The organism is Pseudoalteromonas obscura (assembly GCF_030135505.1).
In the GTDB taxonomy this organism is placed as follows: domain Bacteria; phylum Pseudomonadota; class Gammaproteobacteria; order Enterobacterales; family Alteromonadaceae; genus Pseudoalteromonas; species Pseudoalteromonas obscura.
The window spans coordinates 37,639-60,429 of the sequence record NZ_JASJUT010000016.1 but is presented as its reverse complement, the minus strand read 5'-3'; the positions used below and the strand labels follow the sequence as shown (position 1 = coordinate 60,429).

Sequence of the window (22,791 nt, the reverse complement as noted above, 5' to 3'; positions counted from 1 at the left end):
GAACTTTGACTAACACGGTAACTAAACCAATTAGTACGGATGAGTTTTAGTAGATTAGTATATGAATTGCTATTGATTTAATGAGTTGATATCTAGTTTTTTACTTTAGAAAGATAGGAATTAGTACAGTTTTGAGTACTATAAATAAGACTTACACTTCAAACAAAAACAGATGGAGTTTGTAGTCTAAGCTTGCATAAAGCGACCCGATTACTTCAATGACTTAGCTGTATGATTGAAGTATAACCAGGCATAAAAGTGAAGTGAAAGATTGCAAAATATGACGTATTTTAGTGTTCTTTTCAAAGTCCGTTTAGTGCTAGAAGCGGACTATCAGCGTAACTCATTGCTGTCCAAAAACAAGGTAGTCAAGATATTCGATAGCCTCGTTATTGCCCATAGAGGCTGGGTGCCGCTTGCCATGAAAGTTAATATAGGAAGAAATCCACTTAAGGTATGTATCAACGGTTCTGAGTGAATATTGCTTAGTCAACATAAACTCGACGATGTGGTTTAAAAATGGTGAACGAGTTCTCATTAAGTTAGCTCTAAAGTTAACTGTATTTATATACAGAAATACTGTATTTCTCCCATAGTCAAGAAAATGACCCACAGGACCGTTTGGATCCTTTCCATAAAGTCTATAATGATTGAAAAATATACCTGTAGCAACAAGTTAGTTATTGTGATAAAACTGGTACAATGAGAAAAACGACCCATTGGGTCGATATTAACTTATTATGCATCGATAAAAGAAGAACCATGATTCAATACTCAATTGATACAAATGAAAGAGAAGGTGTTTACGTTGTATTGGCATTGATAAGTGTCAGTTTAGTTTCGGTTCTTAGAGAGTTTTTTGAAATATTTGGATTGAATGAATATGCAGCGCCATCCGCGATGGTTATTTTTCTAGGATTAGCAAAATTGTATGACATGTTTTTTTGGAAACTTTTAAGCAAGCTTGGACTAAGCGCAATTCCAGATATCAATGGTACTTGGGAAGGTGAATTGGAAAAGAACAATGGTCAACGATTTCCAGTCTCAATGGAAGTGACACAAACATGGAGAACAATGCAAGTGAGCATGGACACTGAAACAACAACAGGTTCTCTTCAAGTCGCAAACATTAGCATCTCAAATAAGAATAGACCTATTGCAAAGTGGATCTACAACCTTCGCCCACGTAACTTCGCACTAAAGGAAGGCTACAACCCCAGTGGCGAAGGTGTAAATGAGTTTAGAATAATGAAAAAAGGCACTGATATTGTTTTGGATGGTTCTTACTACAGCAGTCAATTTAGAGGAGGAAAAGTTATCCTTTCTAGGCCCGTGAGCGATGTATAACAAGGCGTTCAAGGACGGACACAAAAGTTTGGCTTGTCGCTCGTACCTCACTAATTTTCAGCTAAACCTTTTTGCCACTTGGCACAGGTTTAGGTATTCGGGATGAAATAGACTATAACTTCGAAGTTTGCATGCTTAGATTGCAGGAAAGTGTTTAAAAAGCATTTGAAGCGGGTTCTGCATTTAAAGCACCTAAACTAAGTGATATTAAGGCTTGAAAAAAACTCCAACCGTTATTTGAAAGTGGTTATAAGTTTAATCCAGATTTTGGTAACCCGTTTAAACAAGCAGAAACTGCCGAGAAACCTAATCTGGTTGCTGTACCGAAGCCAGAGTTCCAAACGCCTACGAGGAAACGAGCTAAGAATACCTAACAAGTTAATTAAACAATGGACGTAAAACAAGCAGGCTTGCGCTCATTCTTCGCTTAGTAAGGCGTTAGCTTCTTCAGTGGTGACTAAATCAAAGTGAAATCTATTATGAATGTTTTTATTGATACGAATGCTTTTTTTAATAATTGGTTTGTAGGTAATGTTAATTTTAAGCTCTTGTTTCACTACTTAAATAATGAAAACTTAGACTTGCTCTTATCTGAATTGGTAGTGCAAGAGGTCAATAACCTCAGAAACAGGGAAGTTGATGTATCTACGTCGGAAATTAAAAAGCATTTTAAACGCTTACATAAGTTAAATAGCGGAAGTATTGGGGTAGCAATAGAAGATATTTCTACATCCAAGTACGATATTAAGACGATTTTAGAAGGTAAAGTACATTCAATAGAAAATATTGACTATGAGGGAATATCGCAGAAAGAAGTCGTCCAGCGAGCTCTAAATGTGACGAAACCATTTACAGATGGTGAAAAAGGATATAGAGATACTTTGATTTGGTTATCTTTTCTAAAATACCTAAAAGAAAATTCAATAACAGGCGATGTAGCGTTTATTACAGATAATAAAAGTGACTTTTTTGAAAAAAAAGGTTCCAATTTAGTTTTGAATGAAGATCTTCAGAAGGATATTATAGCTCTAGAAATTGAGGCAAGCATTAAGCCTTATCTTAAAGTTTTTGATTTTAATAAAGAAAATGTAGATCAAATAACGAATGCAGTAAATAAGTATGAAATCCTAGATGATGAAGAGTACTTTCTAATCGAAGAAACAGAAAGTTACTTAAACTCCATGTCTAATTCAGAACTTAGTAATCTATTAGGCTCTAGAGTCTTTGGAGAAAAGCTTACCGAAGTTATTGATATTAAGTCAGATATTTTTGAAGGACTAGAAGATCCTGAAGTAAATTACGTTAGTGAATTATCTGACTCAAGCGTTTATATAAGTTGTTTATATGAGATGAGAAGAGTTGATTTAGTGGTAACTATCGACTTGGTTGAATTTAAGCGGCATGTAGATGATATTGAGAATATAGAGGCACTTTATAATATTGAAATTGATGAGGATACTGTAAACCTTTCTTTCATCTTTAGGTTATATATAGATGCAAGCTTTGAATATGATACAACGTCAGAAATATGTTCAAACTTAAGTATTGAGCAACTATCAGCTCGAAGCTAATAAAGTTGTAAACTCGGACAAAAAACAGTTGGCTTTGTTCGTGCCTCACAAAATTTTAGACAACTATTTTTAGCCGGTTACAACGTCGTTAGGCCTCTTTATGGAACATGATAAACTTTTAAAGCATGCATTTACACTTGAAGAACTTTGTCAAATTAAGCTAAACCAGAGTTCCAAGAAAAAAGATGCAGCAGACGCAGAAGAATATGCATACAAATTACTGACCGCTTTAAAGTGTCCAATAGTTACAAAAATAGATGGGCAAGATAAATATAAATATCTAGAAGACGGCTTGTTAAAGCCAGACTTTATTATTGGTTCCCGAAGCTTTGGAGAAAACCGCCCAAAAGATTTTTATGTTGACGTTCAGTGTATTACTGGAGGTCCGTGGGATATTACGACTAAATCTAACCCGTACTTCGAAAATGGTAGTGCCCCTAGAAATATTTGGAAATCTAACGCTCCATATGAGGTAGTTGATAAAGCTCCAAAGAAGAATTTTTATGGCGATGGACAAGCTTTAAAAGATGCAGTTTGGAGTACTTTTAGTAAAAAAACTAAAAAATATGGACTGGAACGTAACTCTCCAAGATTTGGATTAGTCAGTATCGCTCAAAGTTCCGAAATTGATTCGTTAATGCACTTGGGTAATATTGTGTCCGACATATGCCATACATTGCAAAGGCATGTAGGTAATAACGAATTTGCGTTTAATAAAATTGCAGATCTCCAAATGGAATTTTTAACAAAACAAAAATCAGGAGTAATACCAATCGTAGCTCCATTTGACAAAGATTATTGGTGTTTTTGGATAATAACGAGTCGATATTTCCCTCACGGTAACTGCTTATTTATTGTAAACACTACGGGTGTATCTAGGTCTGTTAATGAATTTGGTAATTCTCCAGTTACAAATTGGCTCAAACAAATTCACACCATGCTGGGTTTTGATTACTTTAATAAAATGGAATAAACCGAGGCCAAACATTTTTACGGCGCTTAGCTTGGCGTTATACGTCCGAATACCCAAAGTTGCATAATTAATTATATGAAGGTCTGATATTTATGACTGAAAAAGTAAAAAGACTTACTCCTAAACCAGAAGTGTTGAGAGAACTATTTCTGAAGTCTGGGAATGTTTGTGCATTTCCGAACTGTTTACACCCAATTGTGGATACAAATGGAGTTTATGTTGCGCAGTTATGCCATATAGAAGCGGCATCAGTCGGGGGACAACGATTTAATGAAGATCAAACAAATGAGCAAAGAAGACAATTTGAGAATTTGTTATTAATGTGCCATCGTCATCATAAAGAGACTGATGATGTTGACAAGTTTGACGTAGCAAGAATGCGCGAGATTAAACGAAAGCATGAAGCAAAGTTTGAAAAGGTGCTCGATTCCTTAGCTAACGATGTGTATGACGTTGCTCTAGCCTATGAGCCTAAGAAAGCGAAATCGCTTAAAGCTCTAATTGAGCTTAAACTCATAGAACAATCGGAAGAACACATTTATCAGTCTGAACTTGATGAATTGGTTTTTCTGCTAAATAAAGTTTCTCCTGCAACAAGGAAAATTTTCTCTATCGTGTTAAATCGAGCCGATGAAAATTGTGAGTTTTTACTCAATGAATTTCAATATGTCGTTAGTATGGACGCTCGAGAAGCATACAACCACATCGCTATCTTAGAAAAGTACGGTCTTCTTTATGATAATGAAGACACAGAGCGGTTCGAGAGAAAGCTATGTATAAACAGTGTTACAACCGATTCACAGTACCCTGTTGCTATGATGCTTAAAGTGTTTGCAGAAAAACACTCATGCGACCTGAATACGATGGTAGTAGATTTGGATCTTTCAGATCTTGATGCAAACGTATAACAATCAATTTAAGAGGGATATCAACGACTTTGATTCTAAAAGTTATAAGAATGTTCACTGTATATGAGGCAATTAGAAGAACCGGTTTTAGGATCTTCAGGGCGTTGCACATTGTAAAACCTGATACCTAGCATTCATTTCTGAATGCTTAAGCCCGAACTATCCCCTTAATGCACTTTCTATGCGCATAACGTTTGACTATCATGCATACAAGCAAGGAACCGACATAAGTGTATTTCAAAAGTTGTATTACCACAGTTCAGTGCGTGAAACTTTTGAATATATGGGTATTACCAGCGATTCAGTCAAAAAGTCTACTTAAACGTTGAGATAAGTATTTAGTTTAGTTTTAATTTAGTTTATTTTTTAATCCTAATAATGTGCTTTGTACATGTACAACACTTAATAACACGAATACAGCAAACTTATAGAAAGGATTTCTAGAGATGGAAAAGCGACATCAGATCCCCATTGTCGTAGACACATGGGAAGAGGAATCATTATGGGTTGATTCCTTTGACTTCATATATGAACAAGCTGAGCTGCAAGGCTTTAGGACCAATAAAAAGTTTACAAATAGGTTTGCTTGTCAGAACTGTAAAAATCCAGTCTTTCTTAAGGCGTTAGCAGACGAAAGTAGACTACACGGTCACCACTATTATTTCAGTCATCATAAAGACGCTGTATGTCCATGGAAATCAGACTCTACTACTGTTGCAGAGATCTATGCAGGCGTTGAAGAAGGCCGTTTGCACTTAGAAACAAAGCGCTTACTTGCACATACATTAACGCAATTAGAGCACTGGCAAATTATAGACATAGACAAAAAGTTTATATTCAGTGCTGATAAGCTCAATCGGGCCAAACCAGACTTACACGCGCAGTATAAGGGTAAAGATGTTGTTTTTGAGGTGCAGTTAAGAAGTGAATCCCCAAAAGTTGTAATGACGCGCCAAGAGTTTTACAAAAATAAAGGTTTTCAACTCATTTGGTTAAGTGCAACTAAAGACAATATATTTGTCGATGAGGATAAAGGTTTTGTTAAGCAAGTCCACAAAGATATTGCGTTTTGCAATCGCGGAAACTGGTTTATCTTTGATGCCATACAAGCTGAAAAGTCAGTAAAAAAAGGTCAGCTTCAGTTAATAGCGATGGTGTGGGAGTCTTACTTGAAGCTTGATTCTAAGAGGATTAAATATGACTGGAATGAATATAAAATTGATTACGCTCAGCTCACATATGAAGACGGTGAAACTTTCTATAAGGATTTCTTTGCGATAAACAAAGCGCATAAGGATAGGCTACGAGATTTGGGACGTAAAACCTTACAAGAAAATATCCGTGAATATAGAGTACATAATTGGAATGAGTTTTTAAAAGCTGCAAAAAGTGAATGGCCTTCTTTAGAAGTTGACCACGAACGTAAATGGCTAAAAGCGCTTTTTAAAATTGACTATGAATCGCGTGAACTTGAAGTAAAACGTAAAATATTAGAAGTAGTGAGACATTATTCAAAGCAAGGTGAACAATTTTATCAACGGTGGAGTGAATTAGAAAACAAATTGGCTAAAGTTGACAGCTTTGGTGTTAGTAGAAATATGAATCTGCAAGTAGTTGAAAAGGTTCTGCTAATTTTAGGGTACGATTTAACAAGCCATTTAAATACTAAGAATAAATCTCACTGTAGAGCTGTTCACAACTTTTTTGATTACGGCTCGTTTATTCCGTATCAGTCTCTTTGCCTAAAAGCTATAGAGCTTAGCCCTCTGAAAGATGAAATTCTCGCAGACGAAAATGTATTAAAGCGCCTTCATATGCCTTTAAAGATGGACTGTGAAGAGGAAAACAAGAGTATACACGGCTTTTTGGAGTGGTTTGCGTCAGAGCCACGCCTTAAAGATGTTGAACTTGTTTATGAACAAGTTGAGGCGTAGATTTTTCTTGATGAGTAATCAAAAAATCAGGCGTGTAACGGCAAACCCTAACGGTTGTGCTTCAAAGGTTTTTATTTCACGAGAGTATTCAAAGTGAAAGCACGCATCGAATTCTAAGGATGATTCAACGAAGCAAGTGGCTTTGTTCTTTTGACTTGCAAACTTATAAAGATTTTTAACTCTGGAGTGCTTTAGTTTACGCCTGATCATAACCATCATCGAATATGCGAGACGATCTAAAAGTAGGCTATGCAGGATTATAATTCAATTTTTATGCGGGGTTTTACTACAAATTTGCAGACTTACACTTCAAACAACAAATGAGGAAATTTGGGTGGTAGTCTTACCAGCCACATCCCGGCACACAAGTCATCCGCTGTGGCTGCTTCCTTCCGGACCTGACCAGGTTCACGAACTATTGTTGCGAGAGGACCAATAAGACTACCATTGAGGGCCTTGTTTGGCGCGGGTTGAATTATGGCGATTTTCTTACTGGGATGCAAGCGAAAACTAAAAAAGCTTGCTCGTTTGCTGTTTGTTTAAGCAAGTAAGCAAGCTTTTGATTATTTAAGTATTAAATTTGTACTAGTTAGCCAATGCACGCTGAAAAGCTTGTAGGCGCTTTTTGGCTTTTTTCATATTTTCAGGGCCCATACGCAAGAATAGTTTCTGTGCATCAGACAACTGTTCCCACTCTGCGTAAGCATACTTATAGGTCACTGACTCTTGAATAAGCGGCAAGTTTGACTCTGGAATAGGCGTTTCAAGTAACTCGCCCAGTGCCTCTTGTAAGGTATAATCGAATTCACCACCGTTGTAGCCAATCTCTTCATAAGCTTCATTGATAAGCGGCTTATACTGCTCATATAAACGCACAAGTTGCGCTGTGCTCATTGAGTTCAACATATTTACATAAGGCGTGTAGCGCTCAAAGCTATTCGGATCAGTGATAATTAAGTCATCTTCAATGACCATAAAGTTATCGGCTGGTTTACTCACAGGGTAATGTTTTTTAGCTACTTTACCTTGCGCTAAGTTGTCAATAAATACCACACTGCGCCTAACCATATCTTCTGTTACCAGCAGCTCCATCGCCTGTTTGCTCAAGTAGTTTGCAACTGTGTCACGCACACTATTGTCACTGTCATCTAAACTTGGTAGCACAGGTTCAACTGGCTCTTGAGGTCTTGGTTCAGGTTCAGTCACTTGAGAAACCGTTGGCTCTTCATCAACTGGTTCTGGCTCAACACTTGGTGCAACCTCAGCTGACTTGTTTTGCTCAGCTTCTTGACGCGCTGTATTCACAACGGTTTTAGGGGTTTCTTCAGGCACGACGACATCCTGTCGAAATTTTGTATTTTCTGCGGGCTTACTATCTTTGTTCGCTAATACAAATACAGCCACAATGATCAAGGCAACCACTGCGATTGCCGCAAGAAGTAATTGACTGTTAGAAGGCTTTTTATTTGTCCTTGGTTCTGCTGAACTGTGCTCTGACATGGAGGCTCCGTAAAATTCGCTTAAAAAACTCGGCAGCTAAGGCATTTACCTCAGCGGCACCTTGTAATTAAAACACAAACTAAAAGATATCTCATCTGCGTCAACGCGCATTAACGAGAGTTTATCTCAAACTCGCACCGATTTGCTGACAATTACATGAACACCCGCGCAAACAAGCACCAAATCGACAATAAACCACATAATCATGACACTTTTTTACCACTTAATATTTGTCAAAATTACGTAACAGGCTGATATTTATAAGAGATGTAAAATATACATTCGTCATCAATTGATTATAGTATAAGAAAGCGACTTGTTTTTATCGTTGCAACTTACACCCTACTTCGAAGGAACAAATATGAAAAAAGTACAGTGTAAAATTGGCAAGCCGCATATCGCGTTGTTACTTACCGGTGGTGGAGCGAGAGCGGCATATCAAGTGGGTGTACTCAAGGCCATTGCGCTGAGTTTACCCAGAAGTGCCCCCCTACCATTTAAAATTATCAATGGGACATCTGCCGGGGCTATCAACTCCACCGGCCTTGCGTGCTACTCCTCTAACATGCACCTCGCCATTCGAAAAATTGAATGGATCTGGAAAAATTTTCATACCAACATGGTGTATAAAAGTACATTGCTCGGCGCATTCGGACACTTATTTAATAACGTTATGCGCAGTTTTCAAGCTGATTACTTAAACCACCCCCCAGCCAGTTTGCTCGATAACACCCCGTTACGCGTCTTGCTAGAAGAGGTGCTTGATTTAGCGAGAATTGACCGAAATATTCAACGTGGTTTTATTGATGCTTTATCAGTGACCGTATCGAGTTACTCAAGTGGAAAATCGGTGGCATTTTTTCAGTCAAAAGAAGCCAAGCCATGGCAGCGCGCTAAACGCGAAGGCATTCAAACGCAGTTGAATATTGATCACCTTATGGCTTCTAGCGCCATTCCCATGGTGTTTCCAAGTGTTAGAGTCAAACATAACTATTATGGCGACGGCTCAATCCACCAGCTCTCGCCTTTGAGCCCATCAATACACCTAGGTGCCAGCAAAATATTCATCATTGGTGTTGAACAACCAAAAGTACAACAGCCCCTAGGCTATGAGCCTCATTTCCCGGGTATGTCCGTGGTCGCAGGCCACTTGTTAGATAGTATTTTCAGCGATACTTTACAGTCGGATTTAGAGCGACTTGAACGAGTCAATCGCACACTCAGCTTGCTGCCAGCCAGAGATAAACATAAAGAGTTAAAACGCGTTGATACACTTATTGTCAATCCATCACATAACTTCAATGAACTGGCGATCGATTTTTACGACGACCTGCCCATTGCAGTGAAACTCCTACTGAGAACCATTGGTGTGAAAAAGCACTCTCAATCGAGTTTAACCAGTTACTTGTTGTTTGAAAAAAGCTATACCCAAGAGCTCATTAATATCGGGTATCAAGACGGGCTCGAGCGGTTGGACGAAATTAAAGCATTTTTAGAGTTAGATTAAGGCAAACCGTCTAGAATAAACTGCTCTGCCCGCTCTACCCGCCGTGGTTTGCCTTTAAGCAATAGCACATCGCTCGATTGCAGCAAAATATCTTCATCAGGCATGGAAATTTCAATACCGTCACGCCTGAGCGCCTTAACCACTACTTTATGTCTAACGAGTTGTAGCTCTGATATGGTTTTATCCACTGCATAAGCGTCTTCGGGCAGCGCAACCGCATGCAAATACTCTAATCTATCAGTCACAAAGCTAGAGTGATTGTTCCCATACTCGTTCATTTCATCCGGGCTGCCGGTAAAAAAGCCATGGAGGTATTCATAGCGATTCTGCCGCTCTTTACTCACCCGCTTAAATATTCGACGCATCGGTACCCCTGACATATAAAGTACATGAGAAACCAGCATTAGGCTTGCCTCCAAAGACTCCGGAACCACTTCTGTCACACCCAGTTGCTTTAAGTCCTCCAAATGGGTGTCATCTTGCATTCTTACCAAAATTTTTACTTCAGGGGCGTAGTGCTTCAAAGCATCTATCACGATTTGGCTTTGCTCAAAGTCATCCATGGTCACAATCACCAACCGCGCTTTATTGACACAAGCCGATTTTAAAATGGCCTTTTGTCCCGCATGGCCAAATATAACAGGCTCTCCCGCGGTTTGTGCTTCTTGTACAATAATTGGATTGCGCTCAATGGCAATATAAGGGATTGCTTCTGGTTTTAAAAATCGCGCGATGGTTTGGCCAACCCGGGCATAACCAAAGATCACCACATGATCTTTCACTGTGTTTTCTTTAAATCCAGCATAAGAAAAATCAGATTTATGTTCACCATCTAATTTGAACAATTTAAGTAGCCGCTCTATTTCTCCAATTAAATACGGGGTAAGAGCCATAGATAAAACACCCAGTGCAATCAAAAATGAGGCAGTATCTGGGGTTAGTAAATTATGCTGTCCTGCTAGGGCAACCAACACAAAACCAAACTCCCCCATTTGCCAAAGCATCACACCGGATGCCAGGGCATCTCTTTTCCTCTCCCCCATCAACTGAGCGCTAAAATAAATAATGGTTACTTTAGCCAACAACAACGCAGCAAGTGCCGCCACAATATAGCCAAATGCTGTTATCACATAAGCCACATCTAATTGCATGCCGACGGTCACGAAAAACAGCCCCATCAAAATATCTCTAAATGGTCTTATTTCTGCTTCAAGCTGATGCCGGTATTGGCTCTCTCCGAGCATCATACCCGCCAAAAATGCCCCCAGTGCCATGGATAATCCAAATGCATAGGTAAGCGCTCCAGCACACAAAGCGACCACGAGCGTCGTTAAAACAAACAGTTCATCGGTCCTAGCCAGCGCAACTTCATTGAATACTTTAGGTAGTATCCACTTACCAATTGCCCATAGTAGTAAACACACAAAAGCGCCCTTAGCCAAAGCTAAGACCAGCGCGCCAACTAAAACTTGATTGTCAGTACTCGCCATGAGCGGAAAGATAATCAGCATAGGCACTACTGCAATGTCTTGAAACAGTAAAACCCCTATTGCAAGCTGGCCTTTACGCATATTCAACATACCGCTTTCTTTCATGATTTTTACGACCACAGCTGTTGAGGATAGCGAAACAATGCAGGCAATCATGAGGGATTCAGAGCCACTAAAGCCAAATAACGAAACCAGCGATGTTCCAATTAAGATAGACAGCAAGACCTGTGCACTACCTAAGCCAAATACCACACTGCGCATGGCCATTAGCTTCGGGATAGAAAATTCCAAACCTAAACTGAACAATAAAAAAACAATTCCCACTTCCGCGATTAAATGGATCTCATGGCTGTTATCTATCAAGCCATAACCTGCGGCGACCAAACCAGTGAGTAAATAGGCTAAGATCGGCGGCAGCCCTACCCTTTTAAATGACCAAACCAAAATTACCGCACATAAAAGAAGAGCGACAACATCGGCAAAATGACCATGTACGGCGTTCATGAGCCCGGCGATGATTTTATCGGAAAAAAGCCCGGCAAAATTTTGCTGCAAACTGCCCCCTAAGTGTCAAAGAATTGTTTTGGATTATTTTTCATACAATTTAACTATAGCAACCAACTGTTTTTCAGCCAGTTTAATTTTTTGGCACGAAACTCGCTTATATGTTCGGGAATGTTGTAATTAGGGGAATTACCAGATGGAAAATGTCCATATTTTGGCACAACGAACGCCTACGCGCGGTGATTATGTTCCGTTCGCCACCGAGCAGTACGTATCGCAGGCGCCTGAACAACCCAATGTGCTCGTTGAAAAGCTGCAAACAACGCTAGAGGTCAATGGTATTTTAGATATCTTTGCTTCCTACGTTAAGCGCATAACTGATCTTGCAGGGCTGCAGTTTCATTCCAATCAAGGACTGTTTCAAACTCAACAAGGTGACAACCAGCTTAAACCTTATACATTTGATCTAGACCTAGACGGTCAGCACTTAGGGCAACTAGTGTATTTTAGCAAATACAGCCTCAGTGGCACGATACGCGCACGCTTAATGCAGCTGCATGCCTGTCTGCTCTATCCATTGAGAAATGCCTTGATGTACCACCGAGTGTTGCAACTGGCAACGAAAGACACACTGACCGGGCTATATAATCGCAGCCAGTTTAATGAGTACCTGGACACCAAGCTTGAGCGTAGTCGCCGACAACACCGTAATTTTAGCTTGATGCTGCTAGACCTAGATAACTTTAAACAAGTGAACGATGAATATGGCCACAAAAAAGGTGATGAAGTACTCATTGGCTTTGCCAACATCTTAACGTCAAGTATTCGAGCAACTGATGCCGTATTCAGGTTTGGCGGAGATGAGTTTGCGATTTTAATTGACGATCCTGCATTTACAACCAATAAAGTCATTGCTGAACGCATCATGCAACGTGTCAACAATAATAGCCTATTGGCTAAACACCAAGTTACCACCAGTATTGGTTTTACACTGGCGTCGAGTCAAGATTGTTCAAATGAAATCTTTGCCCGAGCAGACAGTGGTTTATACAAAGCGAAACAAGCAGGCAGAAATTGCGCACGGGCGGTCTAGCATGTTCGGTACTTACCATCCCCTAATTGGTAAGTACCTCCCTTAACGCTGACTAGATAGCAGTTTAAATAGCCAAAGGAACATGGCAAAACCACAGAAAAACCCACTTATCACCCAACCCAACGACCAAAAATCGGGAAGCTCGCTTAATACGATAGACAACATAGGTGCTAACAGGCCTAAAATAAAGTAACTTCCGCCCTTACCATGCCAATACGCTAACAAAAGCCCGGCAGACAGCGACCCGACACCAAGTGATAACAAGAGATTTAGCCAATTTAGTGGTGAGCAGAGCGACAATAATATAAAAATCGCCACACATGTAATGACAACAATGGGTGCCTTATTTGCCAGAGACTGGCCAATTTGTTTGTTATTCTGCATCTTGGATCTGCCAATTAATGCCCGACTTTTCGGCATAATCTGAGTTAATAAAATAACCAGCTACCGCAACGAGCGTATCATTGTAATAAACCATGGGTATTTGCGTGCGCTCCCAACTGGGCACTTTAGCTTCTTTCAACCAATGTTTTACGGAGTTACGACCTGGTTTGCCAAATGGCTTTATTTTTTCGTTTATGCGCCCGAAGCGAATGGTCACAGACTCTGTTGCTAGCGGCGCTCTCACACCCTCACTGGAAATCGTAAGCAATGTACGCCCATCAGCCAATTTCATCTCAGCGGTTAGGCTAATATTCTCAATGTCGGCCAACTCAATGTGATTTTTTGGTACCCAATACAGCAAAGCGTTGTAGCGTTTAACTGACCCAGAACGCAGCAGGATATTCACTTGTGCGTCCTCTCGTCCGTTAATCGCTTGGTCAAGAATTTGTGCCAACTGCTTTTGAGACGGCATGCTGATACCTTGTTTGGCAAACCAAGCTCGAACAGCATTACTTTGCCTTAGTGCTGACAACCCTGTTAATCGTGCGATATCAAGCTGCTTTTTGTCGCTACATGATTCTAAGTCGCTTTGGGCGATCTCATCGATCAAAGCTTGCTGCGCTTGCAATATCGATATTGACCTCAAAACACTAGGCACAAAGCCACTAAAACGAGATTTTAAAAGTGGGATCACTTGATTGCGTAAAAAGTTCCTGTCAAATACGTCGCTGTGGTTTGATTCATCTTCAATGTGTGTCAATGAAAAGGTTTGAGCAAACGCTTCGATATCTTTTCTCTCTATATCCAGCAAAGGCCTAATACAATACCGACCGCTAGCTAGCTGCGTTTTTGCTCGCATAGCTCCTAGCCCTTGTAAGCCAGAGCCACGTTTGAGGCGAATTAATAACGTTTCAATTTGATCGTCAGCATGTTGTCCAAGCACTAAAGTTGCGTCTTTACTGGCATGCGTATCCAGTGCTAAATAACGCGCATCCCTTGCTTGCGCTTCCAAGCTGGTACGAGATTTAGCTTGTATATCTACACTAACTGCGCGAAAGGGAACTGCCAGCTGTGCACATAACTGTGTACAAAACTGCTGCCACATCAAAGCATTGTCAGATAAACCATGATTAACATAGATGGCTTCAAGTTTGACCGTTCCATTTAACTTGGCATATTGATGGCATAAATGTAGTAGTACCACAGAATCAACCCCGCCGGATAACGCAACACATAGCCGTTGCTGTGTGCGATTATGATTTTGCTGCTCAAGCGCGGTGACAAACTTGTTATAAACGTTGGTCGATTCCATACTATTTCCTCTAACATTCCCGTGCGTTATACCTGATCCTCCCTAAATTGCAATGCGATATACGATGACAGCTACTTTATTGTGCGCCAGATCAGCGCTTGTTCAAAACCTGCCCTTGGTTTAAGTAATATTATTCTCCCAGAGATATATAATTTTGTTTCTCAAATAGGCTAGACTTTAAACGCCACAACAACTTAATTATACAAAAAAACAATTTTACCAATTACTGTGAACTGACATTGATTTATTGTAAAAGGTATTTTCAATATTTACATCGATAAAACAAACCCGAAATTAATTGACATCAGTGCTAAAATCTAGGTAAATCCCTACTTATGTTTAAAAAGTCGCATTATCTTGCTGGTCTGTTTTCAAGATGCAGCTCGGGGCAGTATAATGTGCATAAAATTGTATGTGATGACAGAGAACTCGCCTTCACGAAGGAAAAACAGTTAAAAAATGAAGAAGGTAAATGTAGCTAAAATACGCTATCTTCTGCAAAAACTGACTTAAATAAGCGATACTAACACTTAGTTTAAGCTCCATTTAGCACATTAGACTATGCTGAATATTATGCTGAAAAATAACTGAGTCACGGCATTTTGAATCTGTACTCTCTACATAAAACCGAGACAAACTTTAAAAAATTATCAGATAGGTTAGAAAATGAGCTTAAATTATCTAGAATTTGAACTTCCAGTAGCTGAATTAGAGCAAAAAATTAAAGAGCTACAAGCTGTTAGTCGCTCAGGTTCTTTGGACCTAAGTCTGGAAGAAGAAATCAGCAAGCTAAAGGAAAAAAGCGTTCAGCTTACTGAAAAAATTTACTCAGAACTAAACCCATGGCAGCTACTACAACTTGCTCGCCACCCAATGCGCCCTCACGCAAGCGATTACATCAAGCGCATGTTTACAGAATTTGACGAGTTTGCAGGTGACCGTGCATTTGCAAACGATCCTGCGATCATTGGCGGTACAGCACGATTGGACGGCAAGCCTGTTATGGTTATCGCACAGGAAAAAGGCCGCGACACAGCTGAGAAAATCAAACGTAATTTCGGTATGCCACGTCCAGAAGGTTACCGTAAAGCAAAGCGTTTAATGGAAATGGCAGAGCGTTTTAAAATGCCTGTTATCACATTAATTGATACACAGGGTGCATACCCGGGTATCGGCGCAGAAGAGCGTGGTCAAAGTGAAGCTATCGCAATGAACTTGAAAGTGATGGCTGCATTAAAAGTACCTACAATCTGTAGTGTTATCGGTGAAGGTGGTTCTGGTGGTGCACTTGCCATTGGTGTCGGTGACCGAGTAAACATGTTACGTTACAGCACATATTCTGTAATCACACCTGAAGGTTGTGCATCAATCCTTTGGAAAAGCGCAGAAAAAGCACCGCTTGCAGCTGAAGCCATGGGTGTTTCTGCACAGCGTATTAAAGACAATAACCTTATCGATGAAATCGTATCTGAGCCGCTAGGTGGCGCACACCGCGATTACGATACTGCGGCGAGAAACCTAAAAGCACAGATCCTAAAAGATCTTGATGCAGTTTCTAAGCTAAGCCAAGAAGAAATGCTAGAGCAAAGATATCAGCGCTTAATGTCATTTGGTTACTGTAACTAAATAGAAAACAAATTAAAAAGGCCACCAAGTATCACTTGGTGGCCTTTTTTGTATCTCGCTTTTGAGCTGAATTAATCGAAGATCAATTCAACTTCTTGCCCAGTGAGCTTTTTCAACGCTCGGATCAACTCATCACTGGGGGTCACACACCACTGTGTACCTAACGTCAAATCAGCCGTCGCATCGGGTCGATGGTATTCTATAATCACTTGGCACGTACCAAACTTATATGGCTCTAGTACACGTTTTAAATTTTCACCAAAGCCGGCGTCAATTTGCGTCATGCTGAGTGTCATTTTAAGTGCATTGATGCGCTTTTCTCTCGCTTGAGCAATGGTATTCACGTCTCTAGCGGTCATGGTTATCCCCCCAGAGAAATTATCAAAGCTCACTTGACCGGTGATCACCAATACTTGATTGACCTGTAGCAACTCTTCGTACATTTCAAACTGCTCAGGGAAAAAGCGGACATCAATACGCGCACTCTTATCATCTAACGTGATCAATCCCCAGCGATTACCCTTTTTGTTTATTAACGTCCGGGCGTTAATGACAAGTCCTGCAGCAGTCGATTGCATATCCCTATTAGTAGGCTGCAAATCCACTAACTTACCTGAAGTATAATGCTTTAATTCTTTGCGGTACTGATTAATTGGATGACCGGTCAGATATAACCCAAGGGTCTCTTTTTCACCATGTAGCCATTCGTTGTCACTCAGCGGCGGTGCATGTACAAATGCCTTTGCCACTTCATCTGGTTCAACGGCGAGCAATCCAAATAAATCAGACTGACCAAGTTGCTCTGCTTTGTGGTGCTGCTCAGCGGACTTCATAGCGTCTTTTAAGCTTGCCAGTAATGTGGCACGGCCGCCTTGCTTTTTCTCTGGACCAAGCTTATCTAGTGCGCCCGCATAAATAAGCTTTTCAATTACACGGCGGTTCAATCGTTTCAGATCAACACGTGCACAGAAATCAAATAGGTCTTTAAACTCACCGCCTTGTTCACGCGCTTCCAGTATGGCCTCTACAGGGCCTTCACCAACCCCTTTTATAGCACCAATACCGTAAACAATTTCCCCTTGTAGATTAACGGCAAACTTGTACACACCTGCATTTACATCAGGTGGCAACAAGGTCAATTTCATGTTTTCACATTCATCAACCAAGGTGACGATTTTATCGGTATTATCCATATCTGCCGACATAACAGCGGCCATGAACTCTGCGGGGAAGTGGGTTTTCATCCATAGCGTTTGATAAGAAACAAGCGCGTAGGCAGCCGAGTGAGATTTGTTAAAACCGTAGCCCGCGAACTTTTCTACAAGATCGAAGATCTTCATCGCAAGTTCGCCGTCAACACCGTTATTTATTGATCCCTCTTCAAAGGTTGAACGCTGCTTTGCCATTTCCTCAGGTTTTTTCTTACCCATCGCACGACGTAATAAGTCAGCGCCGCCGAGGCTGTAACCCGCTAATACCTGCGCGATCTGCATTACCTGTTCCTGATACAGGATGATCCCGTAGGTTGGCTCTAGAATTGGAGCCAAGCTCTCATGCTGATATTGTGCATCTGGAAATGATATTTCTTCTCGACCGTGCTTACGGTCGATAAAGTTATCTACCATCCCCGATTGCAGAGGACCTGGACGGAAAAGTGCAACCAGTGCGATCATATCCTCAAAGCAGTCCGGCTTTAGACGGCGAATAAGGTCTTTCATACCACGCGATTCTAGCTGGAAAACGGCGGTTGTTTCGGCTCTGAGTAACACTTCAAAGCTGGCATGGTCGTCAAGTGGGATGGCATTTATATCGACAAATGATTTTCCTTCACGCGCCAAGCGCTCATTGGCCATGTCCAACGCCCATTGTAAGATCGTCAGGGTTCTTAGACCAAGGAAGTCAAACTTAACCAGACCGGCAGTCTCTACGTCGTTTTTATCGAACTGCGTAACCGGGAATTTACCCTCTTCGTCACAATAAAGTGCGGCAAAGTCAGTAATGCTGGTTGGCGAGATAACAACACCACCTGCGTGTTTACCTGCGTTACGAGTACAGCCTTCTAGGATGCGGCATTTATCGATTAACTCTTTAACCTCATCATCGCCATCATAAGCTTCTGGCAGCCTCGGTTCGACTTCAAAAGCTTTGGCAAGTGTCATACCCGGATCGCCCGGTACTAACTTTGAAATACGATCGACAAAGCCGTAAGGGTGTCCGAGTACTCGACCTACATCTCGAATTACGGCTTTGGCCGCCATGGTACCAAACGTGATGATCTGTGATACCGCTTGACGCCCGTATAGTTTGGCAACGTGATCGATTACCTCATCTCGTCTATCCATACAGAAGTCAACGTCAAAGTCCGGCATTGATACACGCTCGGGGTTCAAGAATCGTTCGAATAGTAAGTCGAACTCAAGAGGGTCAAGATCTGTGATTTTGAGTGCATAAGCAACCAGTGAACCTGCACCCGATCCTCGACCAGGACCAACAGGTATATTGTTATCTTTACTCCACTGGATGAACTCCATTACGATCAAGAAGTAACCTGGGAATCCCATTTGGTTGATTACATCTAGCTCAATTCTGAGACGATCGTCATATTCGACACGCTTAACTTTGCGGTCTTCTTCGTCAGGGAATAAAAACTGTAAACGCTCTTCAAGGCCATCCTCTGACACCTTAACCAAGAAGTCGTCAATTTTTAAATCGCCAGTTGGATAGTCTGGTAGAAAGTATGTGCCTAGTTGTACCGTCACATTACAACGCTTGGCGATCTCAACTGTATTCTCAAGGGCTTCGGGAATATCACTGAACAGTTCAGCCATTTGCTCTGGCGTTTTTAGATATTGTTCCTTAGAGAAGCGTTTAGGTCTGTTTTTATCTTCTAGGGTGTAACCATCGTGAATAGCAACGCGGATCTCGTGCGCTTCAAAGTCTTCTTCATGCAAGAAGACCACTTCATTAGTTGCTACAACAGGTAGGTTTCGCTCAGTTGCCAAAGCAACAGCGGCGTGCAAATACTCTTCTTCTTGCTCACGTTCAGTACGATGAAGCTCCAAATAATAATGATCTGCAAAGTGTTCTTCATAGAATGCGAGCGTGTCTGCTACAAGCTGCGGGTTGCCTTTGAGCAACGCCTTTCCGACATCGCCATCTTTCGCACCAGAGAGAAGGATCAACCCCTCTTTATATTGTGCCAACCACGCTTTGTCGACGACTGGGCGATGAAACACATGACCACGCAAAAAGGCTTCTGAAATCAGCAATGTCAGGTTTTTATAACCTTCATTGTTTTTTGCTAAAATCACTATCCGGCAAGGTTCTTCAGGGAACTCATCACTTTTAAGCCAAAGATCTGCGCCAACCATTGGCTTGATCCCTGCGCCATGAGCTCCACCATAAAAACGTACCAAACCACATAAGTTCATTTGGTCCGTAATTGCAAAGGCTGGCATTTCAAGCTCTTGGGCTCGAGCCACAATCGGCTTGGTTTTAGCCAAGCCATCTACCATAGAAAAATCGCTGTGTACGCGTAAATGTACAAAATTAGGCGTTGGCATGATTACGACTGCTCCGCTAGGATTCGCTGTACAGGCTTAAAGCTTTTTCGATGATGCGGCGTAACACCATGCTCAGCCAGTGCTGCAAAATGCGCTTTGGTCGGATAGCCTTTGTGACCGGCAAAACCGAACTCTGGATATTGCGCATCTAGTTCAATCATTTCGTTATCACGTGTCACTTTAGCCAAAATAGACGCGGCACTGATCTCGGCTACTAAGCTATCCCCTTTAACCACAGCTTGTGCAGGGACTGAGATATCAGGTAGGCGATTGCCATCTACAAATACAAACTCAGCAGGGATTTTTAAACCTTCTACTGCACGTTTCATCGCCAACATGGTGGCGTGTAAAATATTCAGCTCATCAATCTCTTCGACAGTTGCGCGGGCAATACAGTAACACAGTGCCTTTTCTTTGATTTCCTCAGCAAGCGCATTGCGTTTCTTTTCAGAGAGTTTTTTAGAGTCTGTTAGCCCTTCAATTGGTTTGGACGGATCTAAAATAACTGCGGCAGTCACCACATCACCAACAAGAGGACCACGCCCTACTTCGTCTACACCTGCAATATGATTAACTTCTGGACGCTCAATCTGCATCTATAACCTCCGCAACAGCAACCGCTGCCTGTTCACTGGCATTCAAACGAATGTCTTTATGTATTTCATAAAAGCGCTCTATCAAGGCTGAGTTATCCCCTCTTAATAACGGCAACAGCGCATCTGTTAGCGCATCAGGGTTACAATCATCTTGTAAAAACTCAGCAACAAGCGGCGCATCAGCCAACAAGTTAGGCAGTGAAAAGTGTTTAATGTTAAACGTGAAGAATGTGCTAAATATCTTGTAGCTTAGGGTTTTTAGGCGATAGCCAACCACCATTGGCTTTTTATACAGCATGGCTTCTAGGGTAGCCGTACCCGACGCCAACAACACTGCATCTGCTGCGCTCATAGCCAATGAAGACTTACCATCTAATAAGATGGGTCTCAGCTCTGGCGCGACTTTATTCAGTATCTGGGAAAATTGTTTTTGACGCTTTTCATTGACCAAAGGAACGACAATTTTTAAGTCTGGAATTTTATCTACCAACTGTTTTGCTGTCAGTAAATAGGTCTCACTCAGTAGCCCAACTTCTGAGCCTCGGCTCCCCGGCAGCAACGCCAGCACAGTGTCTGACTCATCTAATCCGATTTCTTGCCTTGCAGCCCGTGTATCTGATTCAAGTGGAATTTCATCTGCCAATGTATGACCTACAAATGTACACGGCACTTCGTATTTGTCATAAAATGCTTTTTCAAATGGAAGTAACGATAGAACCAGATTTGTTGCCTCTGCAATAGTATGGATGCGTTTTGGACGCCAAGCCCACACAGATGGGCTCACGTATTGAACGGTTTTAATGCCAGCTGCTTTGAGTGGCTTCTCGACGCGAAGGTTAAAATCAGGTGCATCAACGCCAATAAACACATCTGGTGGATTGTCGATAAAGTAATTTACCAGCTCTTTGCGGATCTTAAGTAATCTAGGAAGGCGCCCGAGAACTTCCACAAGCCCCATAACAGCCAACTCTTCCATATCAAATAAGCTTTGACAGCCTTCCGCCTGCATTTTGGGGCCTGCGATACCTACAAATTGAGCATTAGGAAAGCGCTTTTTTAATGCCTTGATCAGGCCTGCGCCAAGAATATCGCCAGATAACTCGCCTGCGACGATCCCGACAGTGATTAATTTTTCGTTTGCCATTTTTGTTCTTCTAGAAAATAAAAAACGCCATACTAAGTATGGCGTTATTATATCAGAACCAGCTCTTTGTTATCTGATAAATTACAATAAGGCGACAAAGAGCATGCTTGGATTAGCGAACTAATCCGCGTTCTGATGTCGCAATAAAGTCTATCATTTGTTGCACTGCTGGGAATTGCTTTGCCTCATCTTGTAATGCTGCGACAGCTTCATCCAATTTAAGTCCTTTGCGGAACAACGTTTTGTATGCTCTGCGAGTTGCCATTACTTCGTCAGGCTCAAACCCTCTTCGTTTTAAGCCTTCAGTGTTGATAGCAACTGGTCTTGCTGGTGTACCTGTGGTCGTTACAAAAGGCGGGACATCTTGATTAACCCCTGAGTACATACCAACAAAGGCGTGAGCGCCCACTTTACAGAATTGGTGTACACCAGAATTACCCGCTAGAATAACCCAATCGCCAATATGAACATGACCAGCAACACTTGCGTTATTCGCAAAAATTACGTTACTACCGATGACAGCATCATGTGCTACATGGGTATACGCCATGAATAAGTTATTACTACCAATGATGGTCACACCTTGATCTTGGATAGTGCCACGGTGGATCGTTGCACACTCTCTGATCACATTGTTGTCACCAATAATCAATTTGGTTGGTTCATCCTTGTACTTTTTATCTTGACAGGCTTCGCCTACCGAAGCGAATTGGAAAATATGGTTTCCTGAACCTATCTCACTTGGGCCTTTAATCACTACATGCGATTCTATTTTACAGTCGTCACCGATAACGACATCATTACCAATATAACTGTAAGGTCCAACCGAGACATTGTTTCCTAATTTAGCGCCAGGCTCAATAATTGCAGTAGGATGGATCACGCTTAAAACTCTCTTCTAGCACACATAATTTCAGCACTACATACAACATTGCCATCAACTTTCGCTTCAGCTGAAAACTTCCAGATGTTGCGGCGCTCTTTAACAAATTGTACGTGTAAATGCATCGTATCACCAGGAACAACTGGCTGCTTAAATCTAGCGTTGTCAATGGCTGCAAATAAGTATAGCTCATTATCACTGCGGTTCTCGACCGTCTTAAAACCGAGTAGACCTGTTGCCTGAGCAAGTGCTTCTAAGATCATTACACCTGGGAAAATCGGTTGATCAGGAAAGTGTCCGGTAAAGATTGGCTCATTTGCCGTCACATTTTTTACTGCGTGTAAATACTCTCCGGGCTTATGATCGACAACCTTATCCACTAATAGCATAGGGTAACGATGAGGAAGTAACTTCAAGATTTCTTGAATATCAAAGCTGTTTAATTCGTTGGCCAAA

At 41.3% G+C, this 22,791-nt stretch carries 18 protein-coding genes and 1 other RNA gene; 8 read left to right on the top strand and 11 right to left on the bottom strand.

Going from position 1 to position 22,791, the window contains the following annotated elements; all coding sequences use genetic code 11:
- Positions 1-343: 343 nt before the first annotated feature.
- Positions 344-538, bottom strand: coding sequence for a phage integrase N-terminal SAM-like domain-containing protein (locus tag QNM18_RS25095; RefSeq protein WP_284138746.1), 195 nt, complete (start codon positions 536-538; stop codon positions 344-346).
- 224 nt (positions 539-762) lie between these two features.
- Here QNM18_RS25095 and QNM18_RS25090 point away from each other — a divergent pair, with 224 nt between their 5' ends.
- The 5 genes from QNM18_RS25090 (at position 763) to QNM18_RS25070 (ending at position 6,733) form a co-directional block, all read left to right on the top strand.
- Positions 763-1,347: a Cap15 family cyclic dinucleotide receptor domain-containing protein gene (locus QNM18_RS25090; protein WP_284138745.1), complete on the top strand. Its 585-nt coding sequence runs from the start codon at positions 763-765 to the stop codon at positions 1,345-1,347.
- A gap of 479 nt (positions 1,348-1,826) precedes the next feature.
- Positions 1,827-2,918 carry a PIN domain-containing protein gene (locus QNM18_RS25085; protein ID WP_284138744.1) on the top strand — a complete coding sequence of 364 codons (1,092 nt, stop codon included), beginning with the start codon at positions 1,827-1,829 and terminating at the stop codon, positions 2,916-2,918.
- 100 nt (positions 2,919-3,018) lie between these two features.
- The gene (locus QNM18_RS25080; protein WP_284138743.1) at positions 3,019-3,891 is read left to right on the top strand and encodes a hypothetical protein; all 873 of its coding nucleotides are present in this window, start codon (positions 3,019-3,021) and stop codon (positions 3,889-3,891) included.
- 92 nt (positions 3,892-3,983) lie between these two features.
- A complete protein-coding gene (locus QNM18_RS25075; RefSeq protein ID WP_284138742.1) occupies positions 3,984-4,799 on the top strand; it encodes a hypothetical protein in 816 nt (271 codons plus the stop codon).
- A 446-nt stretch (positions 4,800-5,245) separates the two neighbouring features.
- Positions 5,246-6,733, top strand: a complete 1,488-nt coding sequence (locus QNM18_RS25070) for a DUF6035 family protein (protein ID WP_284138741.1) — start codon at positions 5,246-5,248, stop codon at positions 6,731-6,733.
- 341 nt (positions 6,734-7,074) lie between these two features.
- On the opposite strand, the gene ffs is transcribed toward QNM18_RS25070, so the two are convergent.
- Positions 7,075-7,171: signal recognition particle sRNA small type (ffs, locus tag QNM18_RS25065), an RNA gene on the bottom strand.
- A gap of 147 nt (positions 7,172-7,318) precedes the next feature.
- Entirely contained in the window at positions 7,319-8,233 is a 915-nt protein-coding gene (locus tag QNM18_RS25060; protein WP_211010484.1) for a DUF3014 domain-containing protein, read from the bottom strand.
- A 361-nt stretch (positions 8,234-8,594) separates the two neighbouring features.
- Here QNM18_RS25060 and QNM18_RS25055 point away from each other — a divergent pair, with 361 nt between their 5' ends.
- Positions 8,595-9,740: a patatin-like phospholipase family protein gene (locus tag QNM18_RS25055; RefSeq protein WP_023401871.1), complete on the top strand. Its 1,146-nt coding sequence runs from the start codon at positions 8,595-8,597 to the stop codon at positions 9,738-9,740.
- On the opposite strand, the gene QNM18_RS25050 is transcribed toward QNM18_RS25055, so the two are convergent.
- The gene (locus QNM18_RS25050) at positions 9,737-11,734 is read right to left on the bottom strand and encodes a monovalent cation:proton antiporter family protein (RefSeq protein WP_211010912.1); all 1,998 of its coding nucleotides are present in this window, start codon (positions 11,732-11,734) and stop codon (positions 9,737-9,739) included. The two genes, QNM18_RS25055 and QNM18_RS25050, sit on opposite strands and share 4 nt — an antisense overlap.
- 196 nt (positions 11,735-11,930) lie before the next feature.
- Between QNM18_RS25050 and QNM18_RS25045 the strand changes: the two genes are divergently transcribed.
- Positions 11,931-12,827, top strand: coding sequence for a GGDEF domain-containing protein (locus QNM18_RS25045; RefSeq protein ID WP_211010483.1), 897 nt, complete (start codon positions 11,931-11,933; stop codon positions 12,825-12,827).
- 42 nt (positions 12,828-12,869) lie between these two features.
- On the opposite strand, the gene QNM18_RS25040 is transcribed toward QNM18_RS25045, so the two are convergent.
- Entirely contained in the window at positions 12,870-13,211 is a 342-nt protein-coding gene (locus tag QNM18_RS25040) for a hypothetical protein (protein ID WP_211010482.1), read from the bottom strand.
- Positions 13,201-14,523 carry a tRNA lysidine(34) synthetase TilS gene (gene tilS / locus QNM18_RS25035; protein WP_284138740.1) on the bottom strand — a complete coding sequence of 441 codons (1,323 nt, stop codon included), beginning with the start codon at positions 14,521-14,523 and terminating at the stop codon, positions 13,201-13,203. Before tilS ends, QNM18_RS25040 begins: the two co-directional genes overlap by 11 nt.
- 666 nt (positions 14,524-15,189) lie before the next feature.
- On the opposite strand from tilS, the gene accA reads away from it, so the two are divergent.
- A complete protein-coding gene (accA, locus tag QNM18_RS25030; protein WP_211010480.1) occupies positions 15,190-16,149 on the top strand; it encodes an acetyl-CoA carboxylase carboxyl transferase subunit alpha in 960 nt (319 codons plus the stop codon).
- Between the two features lie 71 nt (positions 16,150-16,220).
- Here accA and dnaE read toward each other — a convergent pair whose 3' ends face one another.
- The 5 genes from dnaE to fabZ all read right to left on the bottom strand — a co-directional run bounded on the left by dnaE (position 16,221) and on the right by fabZ (position 22,790).
- The gene (gene dnaE, locus QNM18_RS25025; protein WP_284138739.1) at positions 16,221-19,712 is read right to left on the bottom strand and encodes a DNA polymerase III subunit alpha; all 3,492 of its coding nucleotides are present in this window, start codon (positions 19,710-19,712) and stop codon (positions 16,221-16,223) included.
- 2 nt (positions 19,713-19,714) lie between these two features.
- Positions 19,715-20,308, bottom strand: coding sequence for a ribonuclease HII (gene rnhB, locus QNM18_RS25020; protein ID WP_023401864.1), 594 nt, complete (start codon positions 20,306-20,308; stop codon positions 19,715-19,717).
- The gene (gene lpxB, locus QNM18_RS25015) at positions 20,298-21,452 is read right to left on the bottom strand and encodes a lipid-A-disaccharide synthase (protein WP_284138738.1); all 1,155 of its coding nucleotides are present in this window, start codon (positions 21,450-21,452) and stop codon (positions 20,298-20,300) included. Before lpxB ends, rnhB begins: the two co-directional genes overlap by 11 nt.
- A gap of 112 nt (positions 21,453-21,564) precedes the next feature.
- Positions 21,565-22,335 carry an acyl-ACP--UDP-N-acetylglucosamine O-acyltransferase gene (gene lpxA, locus QNM18_RS25010; protein ID WP_211010477.1) on the bottom strand — a complete coding sequence of 257 codons (771 nt, stop codon included), beginning with the start codon at positions 22,333-22,335 and terminating at the stop codon, positions 21,565-21,567.
- A 2-nt stretch (positions 22,336-22,337) separates the two neighbouring features.
- Positions 22,338-22,790 (bottom strand): 3-hydroxyacyl-ACP dehydratase FabZ, encoded by a 453-nt coding sequence (fabZ, locus tag QNM18_RS25005; protein WP_023401861.1) that lies wholly within the window; start codon positions 22,788-22,790, stop codon positions 22,338-22,340.
- Position 22,791: the final 1 nt, after the last annotated feature.